Here is a 23080-nt window from a genome sequence, read left to right on the forward strand (position 1 = left end):
CAGCACCTCGACATCACGCGCCTCACGCCCGAGCAGTTGCGGTTTGTGGCCGAGCGCAACGGCGACACCGGCCTGGCCGCGCACCTGCAGGGGCCGCCCGATGCCCTGGCCGGCTGGCTGCAGGGGCGCCAGCTCATCGACCTGCTGCGCGCGCACCCGGTGCGCGCCGGGGCGGCCGACTGGCTGGGGGTGCTCAAGCGCCTGCAGCCGCGCCTGTATTCCATTGCGTCCAGCCCCCGCGCCGAACCCGACACCGTGCACCTGACGGTGTCGGTGGTGCGCTACCGTTTCGACGGCGAGCTGCGCGGCGGCCTGTGTTCCACCTTCCTGGCCGACCGCGCGGGCGACACGGAGGTGCCGCTCTTCGTGCAGCCCGCTCCGCACTTCCGTCCGCCGGCCGACCCGACGGCCCCGCTGATCATGATCGGCCCGGGCACCGGCATCGCGCCCTTCCGCGGTTTTCTGCAGGAGCGCCAGGCCACCGGCGCCAGCGGCCGCAACTGGCTGTTCTTCGGCGAACAGCACGCCGCCACCGACTTCTACTACCGCGACGAACTGGCCGCCCTGCAGCGCCAGGGCGTGCTGCACCGCCTGGACACGGCCTTCTCGCGCGACCAGACCGACAAGCTCTACGTGCAACACCGCATCGCCGAACACGGTGCCACGCTGTGGGCCTGGTTGCAGGACGGGGCACACCTGCGCATCTGCGGCGACGCCAGCCGCATGGCCAAGGACGTCGACGCCGCGCTGCGCCAGGTGGCGCAGACCCACGGCGGCCTGGGCCCCGACGCGGCCACGGCCTATCTGGCGCAGTTGGCGCGCGACCAGCGCTACCAGCGCGACGTGTATTGACGCGGTGCCACCGGGCGGGAACAGCGTTTGCTTATTACCCGATTTCATCAAGACTCCCGGACAATCGCGCCCCATGAGCATCAGCCACTACATCAAGGAGATCGGCCGCGGCAAGGATGGCGCGCAGGCGCTCACGCGCGCGCAGGCCGCCGACCTGTTCGGCCAGGTGCTGGACGGCGCCGTGACCGACCTGGAGATCGGCGGCTTCTGCCTGGCCATGCGCATCAAGGGCGAAACCCCGGCCGAGATGGCCGGCTTCCTCGACGCAACCCACGCGCGCCTGCAGCGCCTGCCCGACCTGGGGCACACCACCGTGGTGCTGCCCAGCTACAACGGTGCCCGCAAACTGCCGGTGCTCACCCCTCTGCTGGCGCTGCTGCTGGCGCGCGAAGGCGCGGCCGTGCTGGTGCACGGCACGGCCACCGAGGACCGGCGGGTCACCAGCGAAGCCGTGTTCGCCGCGCTCGGCACACCGGCCGCCACGGCCGTGACCGCACTTCCCACCGGCACATGCGCCCTGGTGCCCACCGACGTGCTGCTCCCCGGCCTCAAGCGCCTGCTCGACGTGCGGCGCGTGGTCGGCCTTCGCAACCCGGCGCACAGCCTGGTCAAGCTGATGAACCCGTGCGCCGGCCGTGCGCTGATCGTGGGCAGCTACACCCACCCCGAATACGCGGTGTCCATGGCCGACACCTTTGCCCTGGTCGGCGCGCACGCCCTGCTGCTGCGCGGCACCGAAGGCGAACCCGTGGCCGATGCCCGCCGCATGCCGCAGATGGACGCCTTCCGCGACGGCCAGCGCCACCTGCTGCAGCCTGCCCAGGAAGGCTCCCTGGCCAGCCTGCCCGACCTGCCCGCCGACATCTCGGCCGCGGCCACTGCGGCCTACATCCGCGACGTGCTGGCCGGCCACCGGCCCGTGCCCGCCCCCATAGCCCGACAAGTGGCACACATCCTGCAAGAAGTGCAGGGCCCCGCCTCCGTGCAGACCCACCGCCCTGCGGCGGTCAGCCCCCCATGAACACGCCCGCCACCGTCATCGCATCCGCCAGCACGTTCAACCCCGGTACCGTCACCCTCGTTGGCGCCGGTCCGGGCGACCCGGAGCTGCTGACCCTCAAGGCCGCACGCGCCATCGCTGCCGCCACCGTGCTGCTGGTGGACGACCTGGTGAGCGACGGGGTGCTGGCACACGCCTCGCCCACCGCGCGCATCGTGCACGTCGGCAAACGCGGCGGCTGCAAGAGCACGCCGCAGGCCTTCATCGAAAAGCTGATGATCATGGCCGCGCGTGAAGGCGAGGTGGTGGTGCGGCTCAAAGGCGGCGATCCGTTCATCTTTGGCCGCGGCGGCGAAGAGGTCGAGCATCTGCGCGAAGCCGGCATCGCGGTGCAGGTGGTCAACGGCATCACCGCCGGCCTGGCCGGCCTCAGCTCGCTGGGTGCGCCGCTCACGCACCGCGACCGCGCCCACGGCGTGGTGTTCATCACCGGCCACGCCAAACCCGGCGACGCCGGCACCGACTGGCAGCAACTGGCGGCCACCGCGCGCGACGCGCGGCTCACCCTGGTGATCTACATGGGCGTCTCCAGCGCCACGCAGATCCAGGCCGAGCTGCTGACCGGCCTGCCTGCGGACACGCCGCTGGCCATCGTGCAACACGCCAGCCTGCCGCAGCAGCGCCACGCCGTGAGCACGCTGGGCGAGCTCACGGCCACCCTGGCGCGCGAAGGCCTGGGCAGCCCTTCGGTGATCGTGGTGGGCGATGTGGTGCAAGGCGTGGCCGCACTGGCCGACCCGGCCAGCACCGGGCGCCGGGCCGCCTGACCACCCGCGCGCTCAGCCCCAGGGCATCACGCAGAGCCAGGCCTCCAGCCGCCGCCCGTGAACCGCGTGGCGACCGATGTTCGCCACCAGCCGGCGCGCGCGCTGGGCATCCAGATCCAGATCGACCACCGCAAGCGCGTGGCGGTGATCACCCGACGGATCGACCGCGAAGCGGGTTTCCCCCGTGCACAGGCCCTCCGCCAACGAACAGACGTCGTGGTGGGTGGCCTCCTGGGGCAAGCCGAATACCAGAACCCGATAGGGCGTGCGCATGAATGTCCATTTCCAGAAATGCGCCCGCTGTTGTCTCCGGCGGTCGGGTGCGACAGGCCTGATGGTTGTTGGGTGATCGGTCGCGGGCGCCGTGCCCGCAGCCACGCGCGCCCCTGATCCTGTATCGGCAGCCGCAGGGCAAAGCTGAGCCGCCCTGGTGCCCACCGGCGCGCCTACACTGCAGCCCATGCAGACATTTGACGTAGTGGTGGTCGGCGCGGGTGCGGCCGGCCTGTTTTGTGCAGGCGTTGCGGGCCAGCGCGGCCTGAAGGTGCTGGTGCTGGATCACAGCGCCAAGGTGGCCGAAAAGGTGCGCATCTCCGGCGGTGGCCGCGCCAACTTCACCAACCGCGACATCGATGTGCGCCAGCCGCACAAACACTTCGTCGGAGCCAACCCGCACTTCTGCCGCTCGGCGCTCTCTCGCTACACCGCGGCCGACTTCATCGACCTGGTGCAGAAGCACGGCATTCCCTTCCACGAAAAGCACAAAGGCCAGCTGTTCTGCGACCGCTCGGCCGGCGACCTGATCGACATGCTGCTGGCCGAGTGCGACGCCGGTGGCGTGGACCGCCGGCAACCCTGCGGCGTGCAAGCCGTGCGCCTGAGCGCCGACGGCGGCTACGAACTCGACACCGACCAGGGCCCGGTGCAAACCGCCAAACTGGTCATCGCCACCGGCGGCCTGTCCATCCCCGCCATCGGTGCGACCGATTTCGGCTTCCGCATCGCCCGGCAGTTCGGCCTGCGCACCGTCGAGCCCCGCCCCGGGCTGGTGCCGCTGACCTTCGACGGCGCGGCCTGGGCGCCCTACGCCGACCTCGCGGGCCTGGCACTGCCGGTGCTGATCGAAACCGGCGACAAGAAGAACCGGATCGTGTTCGCCGAAGACCTGCTCTTCACCCACCGCGGCCTGTCCGGCCCGGCGGTGCTGCAGATCTCCAGCTACTGGCAGGCCGGCACGCCGATCCGCATCAACCTCGCCCCCGAAGTCGACCTGCCGGCCGCACTCACCGAAGCCAAACAGCGTTCGCGCAAGCTGCTGGCCAACGAACTGGCGCAATGGGTGCCCGCCCGCCTGGCCGACGCCTGGGTCGCGCAGGACCCCGACTGGCAGCGTCCGGTCATGGAATGCAGCGACAAGGCCCTGGCCCGCCTGGCCGAGCGCCTGGCGCGCTGGGAACTGGTGCCCACAGGCACCGAAGGCTACAAAAAGGCCGAAGTCACGCTCGGCGGCGTCGACACCCGCGACCTGTCCCAGCAGAGCATGGAGTCAAAACAGCCCGGCCTGTACTTCATCGGCGAAGTGGTCGACGTGACCGGCTGGCTCGGCGGCTACAACTTCCAGTGGGCCTGGGCGAGCGCGCATGCCTGCGCGATGGCACTTTGAACACCATTCAGGCGCCCTTACCCATCGAGTGGCAATTTCCCGGCAGGACGCTATAATCCAAGGCTTTGCTGGCAAAAACCCCGTCGGCCAATACTAGTTTTCAGACGGGGAAAACCGCTGGTACGAAGGCCGGGCCCGATCTTCCCGACCCTCCTCTGCCCGCACCTTTGGAACCATTAGCTAATGACCACCATCCGCGTTAAAGACAACGAGCCGTTCGACGTGGCCCTGCGCCGCTTCAAGCGCACCATCGAAAAACTGGGCCTGCTGACCGACCTGCGTGCCCGCGAGTTCTACGAGAAGCCGACGGCCGAGCGCAAGCGCAAGAAGGCAGCCGCCGTCAAGCGCCACTACAAGCGCGTGCGCAGCATGCAGCTGCCCAAGAAGCTGTACTGATCCCTTCAGTCGCTTCGCCAGAAAACCCGCTCGGGACGCCGCAGCGGGTTTTTTGTTGCCTGAGCGCCGCTCCTGCCCGGTTCAGCGCCCGGCCGACAGGCGCGCGCTCAGCGCGGCCGCGGCCTGCCCCAGCGCGGCTTCGAACGCTGGCCGCAAGGGGTGTTCGGCGCGCCAGCTCGGGCGCACCAGCGAGACGCGAAACGGCACGCTGAACGCCAGCGGCCGCACCACCAGCCCGGCGCCACCGTCGCCGGCCAGTTCCAGCGCCGTCAGCGGGTTGACGATGCCCAGGCCCAGGCCCTGTCGCACCAGGGCACAGACCGACACCGCGCTCGGTGTTTCCAGCCGCAGCGTGCGCGCCACCCCCGCCGCAGCGAACAGTGCGTCCACCTGCTGGCGGTACGGGTCGGCCGGGGCGAAGCTGATGAAAGGTTGGTCCGCGAAGTCGCCTGGTGCCAGCACGGCCCGGCGCGCCAGGGCATGGCCGGCCGGCAGCACCGCCACCTCGTCGGCCACCAGCAGGGTGTCCAGCGTGCAGGCGGCCGGCGCCTCGGCGCGCTCGCTCAGTCCCAGGTCGAAGCGCTGCTCGGACAGCGCGGCTTCGAGCTGGGGCGATTCAATGGGCGTCAGGCTGACCGCCGCCTCGGGCTGCTGCGCGGCGAAGCGGCGCACCGCGTCGGGCAGCAGGGCGTGCGAAAGCGCGGGCAGGCAGGCCAGTTGCAGCCGCCCGTGGGCGTAGCCCTGGAGCGCCACCGCCGTCGCCGCAATGCGCTCCAGCCCCACATAGGACTGCTCCACCTCGTCCATCAGCGCCAGCGCACGCACGGTGGGCTTGAGCCGGCCCTTGACCCGTTCGAACAGCGCGAAACCCAGCACCTGTTCCAGCCGCGCCAGTTCGCGGCTGACGGTGGGCTGCGAGGTGTGCAGCAGTTCGGCCGCGCGCGTGACGTGGCCCGTGCCCATGACGGCGCGGAAGAAGTCGATCTGGCGATGGCGCAGCTTCATCGCATTCTCATATCAGATATGAATGAATGTCAGATTATCTGGCATTGCTGAATATGAATGAAACCGGGATCATCGCGCCCATGAATCCCTTTGCCCCCGCCCTTCTCCAGTCGCTGGCCCGCCAGCACGGCACCCCGCTGTGGGTCTACGACGCCGCCACCATCCGCGCCCGCATTGCCGAACTGCGTGCCTTCGACACCATCCGCTTTGCGCAGAAGGCCAACTCCAACATCCACCTGCTGCGCCTGATGCGCGAGCAGGGCGTGGTGGTGGACGCGGTTTCGCGCGGCGAGATCCTGCGGGCGCTGGCCGCCGGCTACACGGCCGACCTGAACGCGCAAGGCACTTCGGGCATCGTCTTCACCGCCGACCTGTTCGACCACGCCACGCTGGCCACGGTGGTGGAGCACCGCGTGCCGGTGAACGCCGGCTCCATCGACATGCTGCACCAGCTCGGCGCCGTGTCGCCCGGCCACCCGGTCTGGCTGCGCATCAACCCTGGCTTCGGCCACGGCCACAGCAACAAGACCAACACCGGCGGCGAGCACAGCAAGCATGGCATCTGGCACGCCGAGCTGGACGAAGCCCTGGAGGCCGTAAAGCAGCATGGCCTGAAGCTGATCGGCCTGCACATGCACATCGGCTCCGGCGTGGACTACGGCCACCTGCAGGCCGTCTGCCAGGCCATGGTCGATCTGGTCCAGCGCGCCGGCACCGACCTGCAGGCCATCTCGGCCGGCGGCGGCCTGTCGATCCCCTACCGCGACGGCGAGCCGCGCATCGACACCGCGCACTACTTCAGCCTGTGGGACGCCGCGCGCCGCCACATCGCCGAGCACCTGGGCCACCCGGTGCATCTGGAGCTGGAGCCCGGCCGTTTCCTGGTGGCCGAGGCCGGTGTGCTGGTGACCGAGGTGCGTGCGACCAAGCCCATGGGAGCCAACCACTTCACACTGGTGGACGCGGGCTTCTCCGACCTGATGCGCCCGTCGATGTATGGCGCCTTCCACGGCATGAGCCTGATCCCCGCCGACGGCACGCCGCGCGCCACCGCCGAGACCGTGGTCGCCGGCCCGCTGTGCGAGTCGGGCGACGTGTTCACCCAGGCCGAAGGGGGTGTCGTGCTCACGCGCGCCCTGCCGCAGGCGCAGGTGGGCGACCTGCTGGTGCTGCACGACGCGGGCGCCTACGGCGCGTCCATGTCGAGCAACTACAACAGCCGCCCGCTGGCCGCCGAGGTGCTGGTGGACGGCGACAGCCACCGCCTGATCCGCCGCCGCCAGACGGTGGAAGAGTTGCTGGAGTTGGAAGCCCCCCTGCGCGCCTGACGGCGCTTCCCCCCTCTGGCCTGTGGCCGGGGGGGACGCCCCTTGTGGCCGGATGGAGCCCGATCCACGGCGCCCTGGGGCAGGAGCACGCGCTTCGGAGATCGCCCAGGTAAACGGTTCACCCCGCGCGCCCGTCCACCTCTCCGGGATGGTGGTGGTGTGCGCGGGCGCAGGGACCCTTCGCGGTTGCCCTCGCGGCGAAGCGCAGGTCCGGTGTTGACGAGGTGACCTTGGCGCACATGGGCATCCGCCCGCGAGCGTGGCCCGGAGAACGCGCATGCCGCCACCAGCCCGGCGCGAGGTGAAAGGGTGAATGCACCCCGGGCAGAATGGGGTCATGAAGCACACGATACCTTCCCTCCCGACAACGGCGGCCGCTCTGCTCGCAGCCCTGCTGCCGACGGTGGCGTCGGCCGCCCCGGCGGCCTCGCGCATCGACAAGGTCACGGTCTATCCGGGCACGGCCCAGGTCGAGCGGGTGACCCGCGTGGCGGCCGGCGCGCGCGAGGTCGTGCTGGGCTGCCTGAGCACCGACGCCGACCTGGCATCGCTGCAACTGGAGGCCGACGCGGGCGTGCGCATCGGCCCGGTCACCGCCACCACGGTGCCACGGCAGGAAGCGCCGGCCTGCAACACGCACCCGCTGGACCCACGCATCGAGGCGCTCGAAGACCGCATCGCCCAGGTCAACGCCGACATCGGCGCGCGCGAACTGCTGCTGGCGCAGCTCAAAGGCAACGGCACGGGGCCGGGGGTCTACGGCAGCGGCCCGGCCTCGGCGGGCGGCCTCGGGGCCACGCTCAACCTGGTGCAACGCACGGCGCAGGAACAGCTTCAGCAGTTGCGGCCGCTGCGTCGGCAAGCCGAACAGCTCGAACGCGAACTGACACCGCTCCAAGCCGAGCGCGCCCGGCAGCAGAACCGCGGCCAGGTGCGCGAACTGGTGATCCAGGTCAGCGCCAGGGCCGACGGCGATCTGCGCCTGCGCTACCTGGTGCAGGGGCCGACCTGGGCGCCGTCCTACCGCGCGACGCTGGACAGCAGCGCCGGGCACATCGACATGGAGCGCCTGGCCCAGGTGCGGCAGACCAGCGGCGAAGACTGGAGCGGCGTCAGCCTGCGCCTGTCCACCGGCTCGCCGCGCGCGTCGGTGCAGGGCCCGCAGCCCCGCACCTGGCAGGTCTCGCCACGCCCGCCGCAGGCCGAGATGCGCGCCCTGAGCAAGGCAGCCATGCCGGCCCCCGCGCCAGCGATGGCCGAAGCGGCGGCCCTGAGCGACGCGGCGCCCGAACCCGACTTCGCGGTCCAGGTCGCCGAGACCGGCTTTGCGACCGAATTCGAAGTGCCCGGCCGCGTCGACGTGCGCAGCGGCGGCCAGAGCGTCGCCTTCGCGCTCGATGCGCAGCGCTGGCCCGCGACGACTTGGGTGCAGACCCTGCCCGAGCGCGACGCCAGCGCGTGGCTGGTGGCCGAGATCGCACGGCCGGCCGGCGTCTGGCCCGACGGCCGGCTGCAACTGCTGCGCGACCGCCAGGTGGTCGGCAACAGCGTCTGGCGCAGCCAGGGCGGCGCCAAGCTGACCCTGCCCTTCGGGCGCGACGATCAGGTCCGCGTGCGCAGCCTGCCGGTCACGACCTCGAGCGCGTCCAGCGGCTTCATCGGCCAGCGCAGTGAACGCCGCACCGGCTGGCTGTTCGAGGTCGAGAACCGGCACCGCACCCCGGTCGAGATCGAGGTGCTCGACAGCAGCCCGGTGCCGACCGACGAGCAGATCACGGTCGTGCGCGAGTTCGACCCCCAGCCCCAGACCACCCAGTGGAACGAACAGCCTGGCATCGTCGCCTGGCGCCAGCGTCTGACACCGGGGCAGACGGCCCGCTTCAGCGCGAGCTACCGCCTGAGCTACCCGAAGGACATGCCGCTGCTGGAGCGCCGCTGAGCCCGCCGGCTTGCGCGACAATCCAGGCCCGACTTTTCAGACACGGCTTGACCCCAAGCCCTCACGCCATGAGCCTCAAGGACAAAATCACCGAAGACATGAAGGCCGCCATGCGCGCCAAGGACAGCGAGCGCCTGGGCACGATCCGCCTGCTGACCGCTGCCATGAAGCAAAAGGAAGTGGACGAGCGCATCGAGCTGGACGACGCGGCCGTGATCGCCGTCATCGACAAGATGGTCAAACAGCGCAAGGACTCGATCACCGCCTTCGAACAGGGCGGTCGCGCCGATCTGGCCGCCAAGGAAGCGGCCGAACTGACGGTGCTGGAAGCCTACCTGCCGGCGCGCCTGTCGGCCGACGCCATCGCCGCCGAGGTCAAGGCCATCGTGGCCGAGGTGGGTGCCAAGGGCCCGGGCGACATGGGCAAGGTCATGGGCGCCGTCAAGGCCCGGCTGGCCGGCAAGGCCGACATGGGCCAGGTGTCGGCCGCCGTCAAGGCCGCGCTGGCGGGCTAAAGGGCACTTTGACGGGCGGGCTGGCCTCGGCGAGGTCGGGAAACGCACCGTTCAGGCACCGCCCCCCAGTGTGCGGCTGGGTTCCCGCGTTCGCAGGATGACGGGAGTTGCACGCCCGCCCCCCACGCAGCAGGAGCGCGTGGGTGCCCGTCTTCAGCTCCCCGCCACCTTCATCCGGTTGACCAGGATCGAGCCCACCGTCTTGGCGCCGTAGTTGTAGGCATCGGCACCGACCGCTTCGATGCCGAGCAGCATGTCCTTGAGGTTGCCGGCGATGGTGATCTCCTGCACCGGGAAGGCGATTTCGCCGTTCTCCACCCAGTAGCCCGAGGCGCCGCGCGAGTAGTCCCCCGTCACGTAGTTGACGCCCTGGCCCATCAGTTCGGTGACGAACAGGCCGCGGCCCAGTTTTTTCAGCATCGCGGGCAGGTCGTCACCCGGCTGGGTCAGGCGGCTGGTGAGCGTGAGGTTGTGCGAACCGCCCGCGTTGCCGGTGGTGCGCATGCCCAGCTTGCGTGCCGAATAGGTGGACAGAAAGTAGCCCTGCACCTTGCCGGCGCTGAGCACCTTGCGCCGCACGGTGCGCACGCCCTCGTCGTCGAACGGGGCGCTGCCCTTGCCGTTGCGCAGGTGCGGCTCTTCCAGAATGTCGAGGTGCTTGGCCATCACCCGCTTGCCCAGGCTGTCGCCCAGGAAAGTGGTCTTGCGGTAGAGCGCGCCGCCGCTGGTGGCCTGCACATAGGCGCCCAGCAGGCCGGCCGCCAGCGGGGATTCGAACAGTACCGGGCATTCGGTGGTGGCGATCTTGCGGCCGTTCAGGCGCGACAGCGCGCGCTCGGCGGCGTAGCGGCCCACCGCCGCCGGGCTGGCCAGTTCCTCGGGCGCCCGCATGGAGCTGTACCAGTAATCGCGCTGCATGTGTTCGCCCTTGCCGGCGATCGGCGCCACCGACAGGCTGTGGCGCGAGCTGGCGTAACCGCCGCTGAAGATGCCGGGTTGACCGCGCTCGCCGCCGCGCATGTGGGCGGTGAAAAAGTGCGACTGCTGCGCCGACACGCTGGCACCTTCGCTGTTGGTGATCTTGCGGCTGGTGGCGAAGGCTGCCGCTTCGCATTCGAGCGCCAGGTGCACCGCTTCGTCGGACGTGATCGCCCAGGGGTGGAACAGATCCAGATCGGGGTAGCTGTCGGCCACATCCTGCGCATCGGGCAGGCCAGCCACCGGATCTTCGGCGGTGAAGCGGGCGATGTCGTAGGCGGCCTGCACCGTGCGGCGCACCGCGTCGGGCGAAAAATCCGAGCTGGAGGCATTGCCCCGGCGGCGGCCGAGATAGACGGTCACACCCAGCGACTTGTCGCGGTTGCGCTCGACGTTCTCCAGATCGCCCTTGCGCACGCCCACGTTCAGCCCAGCCCCCTCGGAGGCTTCGGCAGCCGCGTCGGAGGCGCCAAGCTGGCGGGCATGGGCCAGGGCCAGATCCACCACCTCCTCGAACTGGGCGCGCGAATACTGGAAGCCCGACAGCGGGCGGGCGGGATCGGCGGGCACATGGCCCTGGGGCGTACGGGTGCTTTTCATGTCGGCGGCTATGATACTTGCCGCCCTTTTCCCCCTTTGCCATGTCCCGTAAATCCACCAAAGGCTATTTTGTTCGCGGCCAGTTCGTCGCGGCCGGCAGCGAGCTCGACCAGGAACTCAAGCGCGAGCTCAAGGGTTCGGTCGACATGAGCAAGACCGACCTGAAGAAACACAGCGACCACCTGCAAGCGCTGGGCGAGAGCCTGCTCACGCTGCGCAGCGACCTGATGGCGCGCCTGCGCGAAGCGCACGAAGACGTCAACGACAAACTCATCGACGCGCTGGAGGATGCGAAACGCATCACCAACTTCGAAGGCCGGCGCCGGCAGATGCAGTTCATCGGCAAGCTGATGCGCAAGCTCGGCGACGAGACCATCGCCGCCATCGAGGCCACGCTGGAAGAGCAGCGCAAGCCCTCGGCCCAGGAAACCCTGCGGCTGCACCAGGCCGAGCAGTGGCGCGACCGCCTGCTGGCCGACGACGGCGCGCTGACCGACTGGCTGCAGGCCCACCCTGAAGCCGACGTGCAGCACCTGCGGGCGCTGATCCGCCAGGCGCGCAAGGACGCCCAGGCGATCAAGGAACGGCCGGGCGAAGCGGCCCGGCACGGCAAGGCCTACCGCGAGATCTTCCAGCTCGTGCGCGCCACGTTCGCGGGTGAAGACGGCAACGATCACCAGCCCGACGACCCGGTGGAACCCGCATGAGCGATTCCACACCCCCGTCCTGCGAACCGGTACGCATCGGCATCGTCTCCATCAGCGACCGCGCCAGCACCGGGGTCTACGAAGACAAGGGCCTGCCGGCGCTGCAGGACTGGCTCACGCGCGCACTGCACAACCCCGTCACCTTCGAGCCGCGCTTGATCCCCGACGAGCAGGCCCTCATCAGCCAGACCCTGATCGAGCTGGTGGACGCCGGCTGCGCACTGGTGCTCACCACCGGCGGCACCGGCCCGGCCCTGCGCGACGTCACCCCCGAAGCCACGCTGGCCGTTGCGCACAAGGAAATGCCCGGCTTCGGTGAACAGATGCGCCAGATCAGCCTGGCCTTCGTGCCCACCGCCATCCTGTCGCGCCAGGTGGCGGTGATCCGCGAACGCAGTCTCATCATCAACCTGCCCGGTCAGCCCAAAGCCATCGCGGAAACGCTGGAAGGCCTGAAAAACCCCGACGGCAGCCCCCGGGTCAACGGCATCTTCGCCGCCGTGCCCTACTGCATCGACCTCATCGGCGGCCCCTACCTCGAAACACGCGACGAGGTGTGCAAGGCCTTCCGGCCGAAGAATGCCGTGCGACCAGCGCGGTGACCGCCGCACAGCCCTGCGCACCCACACCTGACGCCTTCATAAAAACACTGGGAGGAATGCGTGCCTGTCTATCGCTGCAACCAATGTGGCCACATCAGTGAATCCGGCGTGGCAGGCACCCAGGTGCCGTGCGCCCGCTGCCAGACACCCTGCGCCGTGTTCGACACGGCTTTCTATATCGGCAAACTGATCGAGCGCTATGCTGCCGCCGTTCGGGAAATCAAAGCCCTGCAGGCCGACGACCCCAAAGGCGACGAAGCGGATGCACCACCGCCGGCCAACCCCAGCGCAGTCGGTGGCGACATGGACGCAGGCAACCTCGCCACGGCGGCCCAGCATGCCCCCATCGAAAAATGGCTTGCCAGCCGGCAGATCGAAGCGCAGTTCGACTACGAAAACGTCGATACCAGCGGCTACTTCGACGAGGCCGCCCAACAGATCGGGCGCGGGTATGCCTTGTTCGGTGAACTGCTGCAACGTGTCGCGTGGTCGTACCGCAAGAGCCACACCGGCCTGAACATCGACCTGTCCGGTGTCAGCCAGAAGGATCTGCAGACGATCACGAACTTCTGCCGCCAGCTCTACAGCCACGCGCTGTTTTCGCGCTACTTCTACCAGAAGCAGGAGAAGGTGCTGCGGCTCTCGCTCCAGCAAGCCCCAAAAGTGCGGCAGTTCTTCGAGGGCACGTGGCTGGAATGGTTTGCGCTGCTCGAAGTGCTGGATGTGTTGCGCGAACGAAAAACCCCGTTTGCCTGCGCCCGGGGAGTCAAGGTGGTCTTCCCCAACGAAGACCTGCACGAGCTGGACGTGATCGCGCTCCCCCATTCGCAGTCCCCGATCTGCATCGAGTGCAAGAGCGGTGAATTCCGGCGCGACATCGACAAGTACCAGCGCCTGCGCAAGCGGCTGGGCATCGAGCGCAACCGCTTCATCGTGTGCAGCACGGACATCTCGGAGGAACAGGCCACCAGCCTCTCCGCCATGTACGACCTGACGTTTGTGAACCTCGCCTCGCTGCCCAGGCACTTGCGCCACCTCATCTGACGAGACCGACCTCAAGACCATGAACATCACCAAAGACACCGTCGTCACCCTCACCTTCCGCGCCAAGGACACCAGCGGCAAGCTGCTGGAAGACGGCAAGACGCCCCGCAGCTACCTGCATGGCGGCTATGGCAACACGCTCGAAGGCATCGAAAAGGCGCTGGAAGGCCAGGCCGCCGGCTACCAGGTCAGCGTGACGCTGGCGCCGGCCGATGCCTTTGGCGAGCGCGACGAATCGCTGGTCACGACCATTCCCAAGACCCAGTTTCCGCCCGGCGTAAAGGTCGGTGGCCAGCTGCGCGGCACCGACGACCAGGGCCGGGAAACGGTGTTCAACGTGGTCAAGATCAAGGGCCCGGTCGTGCACCTGGATGGCAACCACCCGCTGGCCGGCCAGACGCTGCAGTTCGACCTGCAGGTGCTTGACGTGCGGGCGGCCTCGCCCGAAGAGGTTGCCCACGGCCACGCCCACGGCGCGCACGGCCACCATCATTGAGCGCCACCGCCGACGGCCACCAGCACAGCCTGCGCGCCTACGTTGATTTTCCGGAAGCGGTGCCCCCCGGCGGTGCGCCAGTTTCCGCGCCGCAGCGACTGCGGGCGTGGTTCGACAACCCCACAGAAATCCTCACCGCCCGGGTGCCCGGCGAGGTGCCCGCCGTGCTGGCGGCGGTTGAGCGCCACGCCCGGGCCGGCCGCTGGTGCGTGGGCGGCCTGGCCTACGAGGCGGCAACCACCTTCGACCCGGCCCTGACCACCCACGCGCCCACGCCCGGTACACCGCTGGCGTGGTTTGGCGTGTTCGATGCCCCAGCCGGCACCGCCTTGCCGGCGGAAGCCGCCCATATCCCTCGCCAGGCCCGCTGGGGCTTCGAAACCACCCGCGACGCCTACCTGCGCGATGCCGCCCGTGCCCAGTTGGCCATGGCCAGCGGCGAGGCCTACCAGATCAACCTCACCACGGGTCTGCAGGGGGCGCTGCACGGCGCTCCGCTCGACTGGATGCACGCGCTGCGCGCCGGCCAGCCCGACGGCTACCTGCTGTGGCTCGATGGCGGCCCGCTGCAGGTGCTGAGCGCCTCGCCCGAGCTGTTCTTCGACTGGCGCCCCGGCGCCGCAGACGGAGCCAACGGCGGTGGCACCCTGACGTGCAAACCGATGAAAGGAACGGCCGCGCGCGACGCCGACCCGGCGCGCGACCGGGCTGCGCGCGACGCGCTGCTGGCCAGCGACAAAGAGCGCGCCGAGAACGTGATGATCGTGGACCTGCTGCGCAACGACCTGGGCCGACTCGCACCGCCCGGCGCGGTGCGCGTGCAGCGCCTGTTCGAGGCCGAGGCCTGGCCCACGGTATGGCAAATGACCTCCACCGTCACCGCCCAGGCGCGCGCCGGTACCGGCCTGGTGGAGGTTTTCCAGGCGCTGTTTCCCTGTGGCTCCATCACCGGCACCCCCAAGGCGCGGGCGATGCACTGGATCCGCACGCTGGAAGACCGCCCGCGTGGCTTTTACTGCGGCGCCCTGGGGGTGGTGCGCCCCGGTGGCCACGCCACGTTCAACGTGCCGATCCGCACCCTGGTGCTGCAACCACCCCCGCCCGAAGCCGCCGCCCGCCCGACCGCCACCACCGGCCCCTGGCTGGCCCGCTACGGCGTGGGCAGTGGCCTCACCGTCTACGCCCAAGGCCCCGCCGAATGGGAGGAGCTCATGGCCAAAAGCCTCATCGTCCACCGCGCGAGCGCACCGTTTTCCCTGCTGGAAACCCTGCGGCTGGAGCACGGCCGCTACGCGCGCCTGCCCCGCCACCTGGAACGGCTGGGCCAGAGCGCCCGGCACTTCGGTATCCCCCTGGATGGGGCCCGCGTGCAAGCCTGTCTGGACACCCTGCCCACGCGCCACGCCACCGGCCTGTGGCGCGTGCGCCTGACGGTGTCGGCCTCGGGTGAGCCGTCCGCCGAGTCCTTTGCCCTGCAGGACACACCGCAGCCGGTGCGCGTGGCCCTGGCGCCTGCGCCGCTGGAAACGACCGGGGCGCTGCAGGAGTTCATCCGCCACAAGACCACGCGGCGCGACCACTACGAGGCCCTGGCGCCCACGGACCCGGCCGTGTTCGATCACCTGCTGGTCAACGAACGCGGTGAACTCACCGAATTCACGCGCGGCAATCTGGCGCTGCGCCGCGGCGGTGAATGGCTGACCCCCGCCCTGTCCAGCGGCCTGCTGCCCGGCACCTACCGCGCAGAACTGCTGGCCGAAGGCCGGCTGCGCGAAGCCGTGCTGACCGCGGACGACCTGCAGCGGGCCGACGGCCTGGCGTTCTTCAACGGCTTGCGCGGCTGGCTGGCCGCACACCTGTGAGCGACCAGCCCTGCAGGAAGCAGCGCCGTGGTGGCGCTCAGAACTTGTAGTTCATGGTCACCAGCGCGCTGCGACCTTCACCGTAATAAAGCGTGTCGAACAGCCCCATGCCGCTGTAGTACTTCTTGTCCGCCAGATTGCGGACAACGGCCGAAACGGAGAGCTTCGGCGTGAAGTCGTAGCGCACATTCATGTCCAGCAGGGCATAGCCTTTCTGCCAGATGCTGGCGTAGTCGGACGCCGTGGGTGACCAGACCTTGCTTTCGTAGCGGCTTTGCCAACTGATGCCTCCGCCCACCGTCCAGCCGCTTCCTGCGCCCGAGAGCCGGTAGGTGGTGAACAACCGGACAATGTGTTCGGGCTGTGTGGTCATCGCCTGCGAACCATAGACCGGTGTGCCTTCGGCCGTTCGGGCATGGTTGTAGGTATAGCTGGCGTTGATGTTCCAGGCCGGCGTCAGACGGCCAGCGACCTGGAACTCGACCCCTTGGCTGCGCACCCCCTTGATGCCGCGATAGCGCTCTTCGTTGTTGCCCACGAATCCCGCGTACTGCGGCAGGTTGTCCTGCTGGATCACAAACACGGCCGCACTGGCCTGCACCCGGTCCTCCAGATAGTCGGCCTTGACACCGGCCTCCAGGGCCTTGCCTTTGAGCGGCTCCAGGTAGTCGCCGGCCAGGGTGAGCAGCGCCTGCGGCTGGAAGATGCTGGTGTAGCTGGCGTACAGCGCGTGCCAGGGATCGAGTTCATAGACCACCCCCAGGTACGGCGTCGTGGCACTTTCGCGCTGGCCGGTGGGTTCGCCCAGGTCCTCGTAGGAACTGCGGGCTTTCTGCAGCACCCTGCTGGCGCGCGCGCCCAGGATCACCGAAAGCTGATCGGTCGGCCGCAACCGCGTGGACGCATAGATCCCGGTCTGGCGCTCGGTCTGGGCGTAGTCGCCATCCACGGTGAACACGGGCTCGGGGTAGCTGCCGTCCCAGTTGAAGATGCTGCCGGTCAGCAGGGGGTATTGCCCCGCGTAGAGCAGGCCATCGGTCTTGGCGTCGGTCCATCGGGCGCCAAACGCCGCGTCGTGGCGCCGCCCGAACAGCGTGTACTTGCCCTCCAGGCTCGCGTACAGCGTGTTTTGCCGGCGATCCCCTTCGAAATCGCCTGAAAACAGGTACATGCCTTCCCCCATCACCGGGTCGGGATTGCCGCCGCTCGCGCTGGCCAGTGTCGAACGGTGCCGGCTGTGGTGGGTGTTGGCCTCCACCTTCAAGCGCCAGTCCGACGCCAGCTGCTGTTCCAGCATGGCAAACACGCTCTGGTTGGTAAAGACACGCCGGCTCCAATTGGCGGCCGGATTGAACGAGCGGCTGAAATCGGTGCGGGTACCGTCGCTGTTGAACACCGGAACGCCCGTCCAGGACGTCCCGCGCGGATCCAGGTGCTGGTAGTCCGCACCCAGCGTCAGGCGCGTGCCGGGTGTGACATCGGCTTCAACGATGCCGTAGAAAGCCGACAGCTTCTGCCGGTAGCGGTCCTGCTGGGATCCCCGGTCCTGCTGCGCGGCGGCCACGCGAGCGCGCACCGTCTGGTCGGCATTGAGCGGTGTGGAGAGGTCCGCTTCCAGGCGGCGGTGATCGTGGCTGCCGATTTGGGCCGTCACCGAGCCCCCGAAGGCTTTGGTCGGCCGCTTGCGCACGAAATTGACCGCCGCCGAAGGTTCACCCGCGCCGCTGAGCAACCCGGTGGCGCCTTTGATGACTTCCACCCGGTCGTAGAACAGCATGTCCAGGTTCGTCGTGCCCCAGTCGTAAATGCCGTCGGACAGGCGGGGCACGCCATCGTGCGTGAAATTGGTGATCGAAAAGCCCCGGGCACTGAAGCCCCAGCGTTCGCTGTCGGCCCTTTGCACGCTGATGCCGCTGGCGTTCTGGAACACATCCGAGATGCTGGCCGTGCCCTGGTCTTTCATCTGCTGCTGCGTGATGACGGTCACCGTCTGCGGCGTTTCGCGAATGGACAGGCGCAGTCCGGTGGCCGAAGCCGTGGTGGTGGGGCCGGCATAGCTGCCGGTGCCCTCGGTGACGGGATCGTCGAAAAGCTGGCCCGTGACGACCACCTCGGCCAGCGTCTGGGCACCGGCCTCGTCAGCGCCTTGCTGGGCCGCCACCAGCCGCCAGCCGGCCCCCTCTGGGACCGCCTTCAGGCCCGTGCCCGTCAACGCAGCGGCCAGGGCCTGGGAGGCGGTGAAATCACCGCGCACCCCCGGGCTTTGGCGACCACCGAGTTCCTCCGTGGAGAACGCCAGCAAGAGGCCGCCCTCGGCGCCCAGCCGGACCAGCACCGTGGCCAGCGGCCCCGCGGGGATGTCGTAATGGTGGCGGCTGGCCGGAATGGATGCCGGTTGACCGCCCTGGGCCTGGGCGTGCGCCCAACCGGGCAGGGTGACGGCGATGGTCGCTGCGGCGGCGATCAGGGTAAGCGGCGCGGCCAGCGCCAGCCGGGCGGCGTGCTGGCGCGGTCGGTGGTGTCGTTGCATGGGTGATCCCTCATGTCGGTGGTGGAAATGGGTCGGCGAATGGACGAAAACGCCCCACTGGGGTGGCGCCTCACTTCCTATGCCCCGCGAGATGCCAAAAGGGATCAACTTTTTTGCAGGCGGCAGCTGTGCCCACCTTCCCGCCTCCACCGCGGACGGGCTCCGTCGCGACCGCCTATGGCGCCACGTGGGTCCCGGCCGCCTCCACCCGGACCCAGTAGCGCGTGCGGTAACGCAGTTGCACCGGCCGGGTGGCCAGCAGCATGTCGAGCGAGCGGTCGGTGTCGGCGACATCGTTGAGCGGGTAGGTGCCGCTCACGCGCAGGTCGGCCACCGCCGGGTCGCAGACCAGCCAGCCCGGGCGGTAACGGTCCAGTTCGCTCACGAAGTCGGCCAGCCGCATATCGTGCGCGACCAGCACGCCGCGCACCCAGGCCTCCTGGGTCGGATCGGCGGCGGTGGACGGGTGGACGGTGAGCGCGTCGAAGCTCGATTGTTGTCCGGCCTGCAATGTGAGGGCCTGGGCCTGCCCGGCGCGGGGTGTGACCTCGGTGGCGCCTTCGAACACGGCCACACGGGACGGCGCGTCGGCACGCTGGCGCACGGTGAAGCGCGTGCCCAGGGCACGCACGCGGCCATGCCGGGTTTCAACAATGAAGGGGCGCGCCGCCCAAAGGGATCCGGCGATGTGGGCCGTCTCGACATGGATCTCGCCCTCGTGCAAGCGCACGAGACGTGCGCTCTCGCTGTACACCACATCGACAGCACTGCCAGCGTTGAGCCACAACTCGGTGCCATCGGCCAGGCTCAGGCGGCGGCGCTCGGCGGTGCCCGTGCGGACGTTGGCCCCCAGAACCGCCCACCGGGTACGGCTGACCTCGCCACCGAGTTGCCAGGCGGCTGTACCCGCCGCGCCGCCCACCAACAGCAACAGCGCCAACTGCCGCACAGCGCGACGCCGCCCGGCGCCACCGGCCCGCGCGGTCTGCGCCAGTGCCACTCTGGCGGGCGTGCCTGCCAGCGGTTGCAGCCGCTCGCCCATGGCCTGCACACGCTGCCAGGCCCATTCGTGCTCGGGACGGTCCGAGCGCCAGGCGGCCAGACGCGCGAGCAATTGGCCACGCTCGGCTTCGCCGAGGTCGTCGGCCTGCAGCTCCACCAGCCATTCGGCGGCCCGCATACGAACCCCTTGAGGGATGTCGCCCACCCCGTTCATGGCACGGCCTGCCATGCGCAGCAAGGTGACCGAGATGGCCGCCGAAGCCGCCGGGCAGCGCTCACGCGCCATCTCCCGCTGCGAAACACACACGCACCACGGCGCGGGCGATATGGCGCTTGACGGTGGGCACAGACAGCCCCAGCTCGGCGGCGATCTCGGCCTGCTTCATGCCGTCGACCTGCGACAGCAGAAAAGCCTGCCGCACGGGCAACGGCAGCCCGGCCAGCAAGTGATCGATCTCGACCAGCGTCTCGAACAGGATGGCGCGATGCTCGGGCGACTCGGCCACGGACGCCGGCATCGCGGCCAGCGTGTCGAGCCAAGCCTGCTCCAAACAGCGACGCCGGTAAAGGTTGGCGGCCAGCCCCTGGGCAATGGTGGCCAACAGCGCGCGCGGCGCACGGATGTCACCCAGGGCCTGGGGCTCGCGCTGGATCAGGCGCACATAGGTGTCCTGCGTGAGGTCGGCCGCATCGAACACATTGCCCAGCCGACGCTGCAGCCACCCCTGCAACCACCGGTGGTGATCGCGGTAGAGCGTTTGCAGGGTCGGGCTGGAAGGCGCGATGGCGGATGAGACGGAAGGGGCGGTCATGGCGGCGCCCTGGGCGTTGAATGCCAATATGAGAATGAGGATCGTTCCCATTCATTATGACAAAAACGCCGCGCACCGAAGGCGCACCAGCCCGGACCCGCTACTTGCCGACGAGCTGGTTGAGCTTTTCGGCCTCGAAACACGCTTTGCGCGCCGCCTCGTCAGGCACGCAGTCGCCGGTCTTCACGCATTCCGACAGGCGCTCCACGGCCTGCCACAGCAGTGCGATCTGGTGCTCCTGGCCAGCCGCGTTGGTGATCAGGCTGCGCATGGCCTGCTGCAACGGATCGTCTTCCTGCGTCACGCCGTAGGCGCTGAACTTGGGCTTTTCTTCGGTGGTGACGTCGGCGCTTTCACCCTGCTTGCTCGGGATGATGCGCGCCGGGATGCCCACCGCCGTGGCACCCGCCGGCACCGGCTTGATGACCACCGCGTTGCTGCCGATCTTGGCGCCGTCACCCACGGTGAACCCGCCCAACACCTTGGCACCGGCGCTGACCACCACGTCCTTGCCCAGCGTGGGATGGCGTTTGGTGCCCTTGTAGAGCGAGGTGCCGCCCAGGGTCACCCCCTGGTAGATGGTGCAGCCGTCGCCGATTTCGGCCGTCTCGCCCACCACCACGCCCATGGCATGGTCGAAGAACACGCGGTTGCCCACTTTGGCGCCCGGGTGAATTTCGATGCCGGTCAGCCAGCGACCCAGGTGCGAGATGAAACGCCCCAGCCACTTGAGGCCATGGTTCCAGCACCAGTGCGCCGGGCGGTGCAGCCAGACGGCGTGCAGCCCCGGGTAACAGGTGATGACCTCCCAGGTGCTGCGCGCGGCGGGGTCGCGCTCAAGGATGCACTGGATGTCGGAACGGAGGCGGGCAAACATGGAGCCATCAGATTCAAGGGGGCGCCCAGTCTAGCGTGTTTCACCGCCGGGCCGCCCCCAGGTGAAACAAGCCCCCTCGGGGGGCAGCGACCCGCGCCAGCGGTGGAGCATGGGGGCAGGCGATCCACCGCCGGGCCGCCCCCAGGTGAAACAAGCCCCCTCGGGGGGCAGCGACCCGCGCCAGCGGCGGAGCATGGGGATCAGCGCTTCGCCTGCTGGGCGGTCTTGAGCATGGCCTTGGCCACCCCGCGGAGAATGTGGATTTCCTCGGGCGTCGGCACGGCCCGGTTGAACAGCTGGTTCAGGCGCGGCATCAGCTTCTTGGGCGCCGCGGGGTCGAGGAAGTCCACCGCCACCAGCGCCTCTTCCAGATGCGCCAGCATGCCGGCCACGGCGGCGGCATCGGCCACCGGGCGCACAGGAGCCGCGGGTGTGGACGCGGCAAAGCCCCCCAGGGCCTGGCGCCATTCGTAGGCAATGAGCTGGACCGCCGCCGCCAGATTGAGCGAGCCAAAGTCCGGAGCCGTGGGAATGGACAGGCACACGTGGCAGCGGTAGACGTCTTCGTTCTTCATGCCGAAGCGCTCGGAACCGAACAGAAAGGCGACCCCGGAAGGGGGCGCAACCTCGGCCTCCGCTCCGGACAGCGACGGCAGCAGTTGCGCGAAGTGAGCGCGCGGCGCGCGCGTGGGGGGGCCGAAGTCGCGCGGTGTCATGGCCGTGGCGCAAAGGTGGCTCACGCCGTCAAGCGCCTCGTCCAGCGTGTCCACGATGCGGGCCTTGTCCAGCACGTCGTTGGCACCGCTGGCGCGCTGCACGGTTTCCTCGCGGTCCAGCACATTGGGCCAGCGGGGCGCCACCAGCACGAGCTCGTCGAAGCCCATGACTTTCAGGGCGCGCGCCGCACCGCCCACATTGCCGGCGTGGCTGGTTTCGATCAGGACAAAACGGGTCAGCATCAGGGCACCTCGAACCGACCTGCCCCACGGACAGGTCGGAGCCGGTAAAATCCGGCTATTGTCGCTGCCCCGCATCGCCGGGAGCCGCTTTCCGCTCTTGCCCCTGCCCTCGGCCCGCTGCGGCCCTGTCAAGGAACACAATTCATGTCGTCCAGCCTCCACCCCATGCTGAATGTGGCCGTCAAGGCCGCCCGCGCCGCCGGCACCATCATCAACCGCGCGTCGCTCGATGTCGAAACGGTGCGCGTTTCGGTCAAGCAGACCAACGATTTCGTCACCGAAGTCGACCACGCGGCCGAAGCCGCCATCATCGAAACCCTGTTGACCGCCTATCCCAACCACGGGATCTGGGCCGAGGAATCCGGACGACGCGAAGGCAAGGGCCGCGAAAAGAACCACGTCTGGATCATCGATCCGCTGGACGGCACCACCAACTTCATCCACGGTTTCCCGGTCTACTGCGTGAGCATCGCGCTCATGGTGGACAGCCGGATCGAGCAGGCCGTGATCTACGACCCGACCCGCAACGACCTGTTCTGCGCCACACGGGGCCGGGGCGCCTACCTGAACGAGCGCCGCATCCGCGTCGCCAAGCGCACTTCGTTGCGCGAATGCCTGCTGTCCACGGGGTTCCCGTTCCGCCCTGGTGACGCCTTCCAGACCTACCTGCAGATGTTCGCCGACGTGATGCCGCGTTGCGCCGGCATCCGCCGCCCCGGCTCGGCCGCGCTGGACCTGGCCTACGTGGCCGCAGGCTTCTCCGACGGTTTCTTTGAAATGGGCCTGTCGCCCTGGGACGTGGCCGCGGGCGCGCTGATCGTGACCGAGGCCGGCGGTCTGGTGGGCAACTTCACCGGGGAGTCCGACTTCCTCGAACAGAAGGAATGCCTGGCCGCCAACCCGCGCATCTACGGCCAGTTGGTGAACATGATCGGCAAGTACAGCAAGTTCGCCAGCGCCGGCGACAAGGCGGCGGTGCGCCAGGCCACGCCATCCGCCGACACCCCGGCAGAGGCGGCCGAGCCGGCAACCCCGGCAGACACGGACGGCGACGCGGGCGAACGCCCTGACGCCCCCTTCTGACGC

At 69.1% G+C, this 23080-nt stretch carries 22 protein-coding genes; 14 read left to right on the forward strand and 8 right to left on the reverse strand.

Going from position 1 to position 23080, the window contains the following annotated elements; genetic code table 11:
* The 3 genes from QQK43_RS02540 to cobA form a co-directional block, all read left to right on the forward strand.
* Nucleotides 1–852: diflavin oxidoreductase (locus QQK43_RS02540; RefSeq protein WP_370465204.1), on the forward strand; the 852-nt coding region annotated here is incomplete at its 5' end.
* A gap of 73 nt (nucleotides 853–925) precedes the next feature.
* Entirely contained in the window at nucleotides 926–1873 is a 948-nt protein-coding gene (gene ybiB / locus QQK43_RS02545) for a DNA-binding protein YbiB (RefSeq protein ID WP_284306526.1), read from the forward strand.
* Nucleotides 1870–2679: a uroporphyrinogen-III C-methyltransferase gene (cobA, locus tag QQK43_RS02550; RefSeq protein ID WP_284306527.1), complete on the forward strand. Its 810-nt coding sequence runs from the start codon at nucleotides 1870–1872 to the stop codon at nucleotides 2677–2679. The genes ybiB and cobA overlap by 4 nt, the downstream gene beginning before the upstream one ends.
* Nucleotides 2680–2691: 12 nt before the next feature.
* On the opposite strand, the gene QQK43_RS02555 is transcribed toward cobA, so the two are convergent.
* On the reverse strand, nucleotides 2692–2952 hold the full coding sequence (locus QQK43_RS02555) for a hypothetical protein (RefSeq protein WP_284306528.1): 261 nt from the start codon (nucleotides 2950–2952) through the stop codon (nucleotides 2692–2694).
* Nucleotides 2953–3139: 187 nt separating this feature from the next.
* On the opposite strand from QQK43_RS02555, the gene QQK43_RS02560 reads away from it, so the two are divergent.
* On the forward strand, nucleotides 3140–4342 hold the full coding sequence (locus tag QQK43_RS02560) for a BaiN/RdsA family NAD(P)/FAD-dependent oxidoreductase (protein WP_284306529.1): 1203 nt from the start codon (nucleotides 3140–3142) through the stop codon (nucleotides 4340–4342).
* 183 nt (nucleotides 4343–4525) lie between these two features.
* Entirely contained in the window at nucleotides 4526–4738 is a 213-nt protein-coding gene (rpsU, locus tag QQK43_RS02565) for a 30S ribosomal protein S21 (protein ID WP_056273869.1), read from the forward strand.
* An 81-nt stretch (nucleotides 4739–4819) separates the two neighbouring features.
* Here the strand turns inward: rpsU and QQK43_RS02570 are convergent, their stop codons facing one another.
* Nucleotides 4820–5743, reverse strand: coding sequence for a LysR family transcriptional regulator (locus tag QQK43_RS02570; RefSeq protein WP_284306536.1), 924 nt, complete (start codon nucleotides 5741–5743; stop codon nucleotides 4820–4822).
* Nucleotides 5744–5823: 80 nt separating this feature from the next.
* On the opposite strand from QQK43_RS02570, the gene lysA reads away from it, so the two are divergent.
* The 3 genes from lysA to QQK43_RS02585 all read left to right on the forward strand — a co-directional run bounded on the left by lysA (nucleotide 5824) and on the right by QQK43_RS02585 (nucleotide 9525).
* On the forward strand, nucleotides 5824–7071 hold the full coding sequence (gene lysA, locus QQK43_RS02575) for a diaminopimelate decarboxylase (protein WP_284306538.1): 1248 nt from the start codon (nucleotides 5824–5826) through the stop codon (nucleotides 7069–7071).
* Nucleotides 7072–7408: 337 nt separating this feature from the next.
* Entirely contained in the window at nucleotides 7409–9010 is a 1602-nt protein-coding gene (locus QQK43_RS02580) for a mucoidy inhibitor MuiA family protein (protein WP_284306540.1), read from the forward strand.
* A gap of 68 nt (nucleotides 9011–9078) precedes the next feature.
* Complete coding sequence (locus tag QQK43_RS02585) at nucleotides 9079–9525, forward strand: GatB/YqeY domain-containing protein (RefSeq protein WP_284306727.1); 447 nt, start codon at nucleotides 9079–9081, stop codon at nucleotides 9523–9525.
* Nucleotides 9526–9678: 153 nt separating this feature from the next.
* On the opposite strand, the gene pmbA is transcribed toward QQK43_RS02585, so the two are convergent.
* The gene (pmbA, locus tag QQK43_RS02590) at nucleotides 9679–11103 is read right to left on the reverse strand and encodes a metalloprotease PmbA (protein ID WP_284306541.1); all 1425 of its coding nucleotides are present in this window, start codon (nucleotides 11101–11103) and stop codon (nucleotides 9679–9681) included.
* 41 nt (nucleotides 11104–11144) lie between these two features.
* On the opposite strand from pmbA, the gene yjgA reads away from it, so the two are divergent.
* The 5 genes from yjgA (at nucleotide 11145) to QQK43_RS02615 (ending at nucleotide 15814) form a co-directional block, all read left to right on the forward strand.
* Nucleotides 11145–11810, forward strand: coding sequence for a ribosome biogenesis factor YjgA (yjgA, locus tag QQK43_RS02595; protein WP_284306542.1), 666 nt, complete (start codon nucleotides 11145–11147; stop codon nucleotides 11808–11810).
* A complete protein-coding gene (mog, locus tag QQK43_RS02600) occupies nucleotides 11807–12412 on the forward strand; it encodes a molybdopterin adenylyltransferase (RefSeq protein ID WP_284306543.1) in 606 nt (201 codons plus the stop codon). The genes yjgA and mog overlap by 4 nt, the downstream gene beginning before the upstream one ends.
* 156 nt (nucleotides 12413–12568) lie before the next feature.
* Nucleotides 12569–13456, forward strand: a complete 888-nt coding sequence (locus QQK43_RS02605; RefSeq protein WP_284306544.1) for a hypothetical protein — start codon at nucleotides 12569–12571, stop codon at nucleotides 13454–13456.
* A 19-nt stretch (nucleotides 13457–13475) separates the two neighbouring features.
* Complete coding sequence (locus tag QQK43_RS02610; RefSeq protein ID WP_284306545.1) at nucleotides 13476–13952, forward strand: FKBP-type peptidyl-prolyl cis-trans isomerase; 477 nt, start codon at nucleotides 13476–13478, stop codon at nucleotides 13950–13952.
* The gene (locus QQK43_RS02615; protein WP_284306546.1) at nucleotides 13949–15814 is read left to right on the forward strand and encodes a chorismate-binding protein; all 1866 of its coding nucleotides are present in this window, start codon (nucleotides 13949–13951) and stop codon (nucleotides 15812–15814) included. The genes QQK43_RS02610 and QQK43_RS02615 overlap by 4 nt, the downstream gene beginning before the upstream one ends.
* A gap of 37 nt (nucleotides 15815–15851) precedes the next feature.
* Here QQK43_RS02615 and QQK43_RS02620 read toward each other — a convergent pair whose 3' ends face one another.
* From QQK43_RS02620 to QQK43_RS02640, 5 genes are all read right to left on the reverse strand, one after another.
* Complete coding sequence (locus QQK43_RS02620) at nucleotides 15852–18344, reverse strand: TonB-dependent siderophore receptor (protein ID WP_284306547.1); 2493 nt, start codon at nucleotides 18342–18344, stop codon at nucleotides 15852–15854.
* Between the two features lie 175 nt (nucleotides 18345–18519).
* The gene (locus QQK43_RS02625; RefSeq protein WP_284306548.1) at nucleotides 18520–19632 is read right to left on the reverse strand and encodes a FecR domain-containing protein; all 1113 of its coding nucleotides are present in this window, start codon (nucleotides 19630–19632) and stop codon (nucleotides 18520–18522) included.
* A complete protein-coding gene (locus QQK43_RS02630; RefSeq protein ID WP_284306549.1) occupies nucleotides 19622–20158 on the reverse strand; it encodes a sigma-70 family RNA polymerase sigma factor in 537 nt (178 codons plus the stop codon). Before QQK43_RS02630 ends, QQK43_RS02625 begins: the two co-directional genes overlap by 11 nt.
* A 100-nt stretch (nucleotides 20159–20258) precedes the next feature.
* Complete coding sequence (cysE, locus tag QQK43_RS02635) at nucleotides 20259–21035, reverse strand: serine O-acetyltransferase (RefSeq protein WP_284306550.1); 777 nt, start codon at nucleotides 21033–21035, stop codon at nucleotides 20259–20261.
* A gap of 200 nt (nucleotides 21036–21235) precedes the next feature.
* Nucleotides 21236–21994 carry an RNA methyltransferase gene (locus QQK43_RS02640; RefSeq protein WP_284306551.1) on the reverse strand — a complete coding sequence of 253 codons (759 nt, stop codon included), beginning with the start codon at nucleotides 21992–21994 and terminating at the stop codon, nucleotides 21236–21238.
* Between the two features lie 144 nt (nucleotides 21995–22138).
* Between QQK43_RS02640 and QQK43_RS02645 the strand changes: the two genes are divergently transcribed.
* Nucleotides 22139–23077, forward strand: a complete 939-nt coding sequence (locus tag QQK43_RS02645; RefSeq protein ID WP_284306552.1) for an inositol monophosphatase family protein — start codon at nucleotides 22139–22141, stop codon at nucleotides 23075–23077.
* Nucleotides 23078–23080: the final 3 nt, after the last annotated feature.

The organism is Hydrogenophaga electricum, assembly GCF_030160815.1.
Classification (GTDB): Bacteria; Pseudomonadota; Gammaproteobacteria; order Burkholderiales; family Burkholderiaceae_C; genus Hydrogenophaga; species Hydrogenophaga electricum.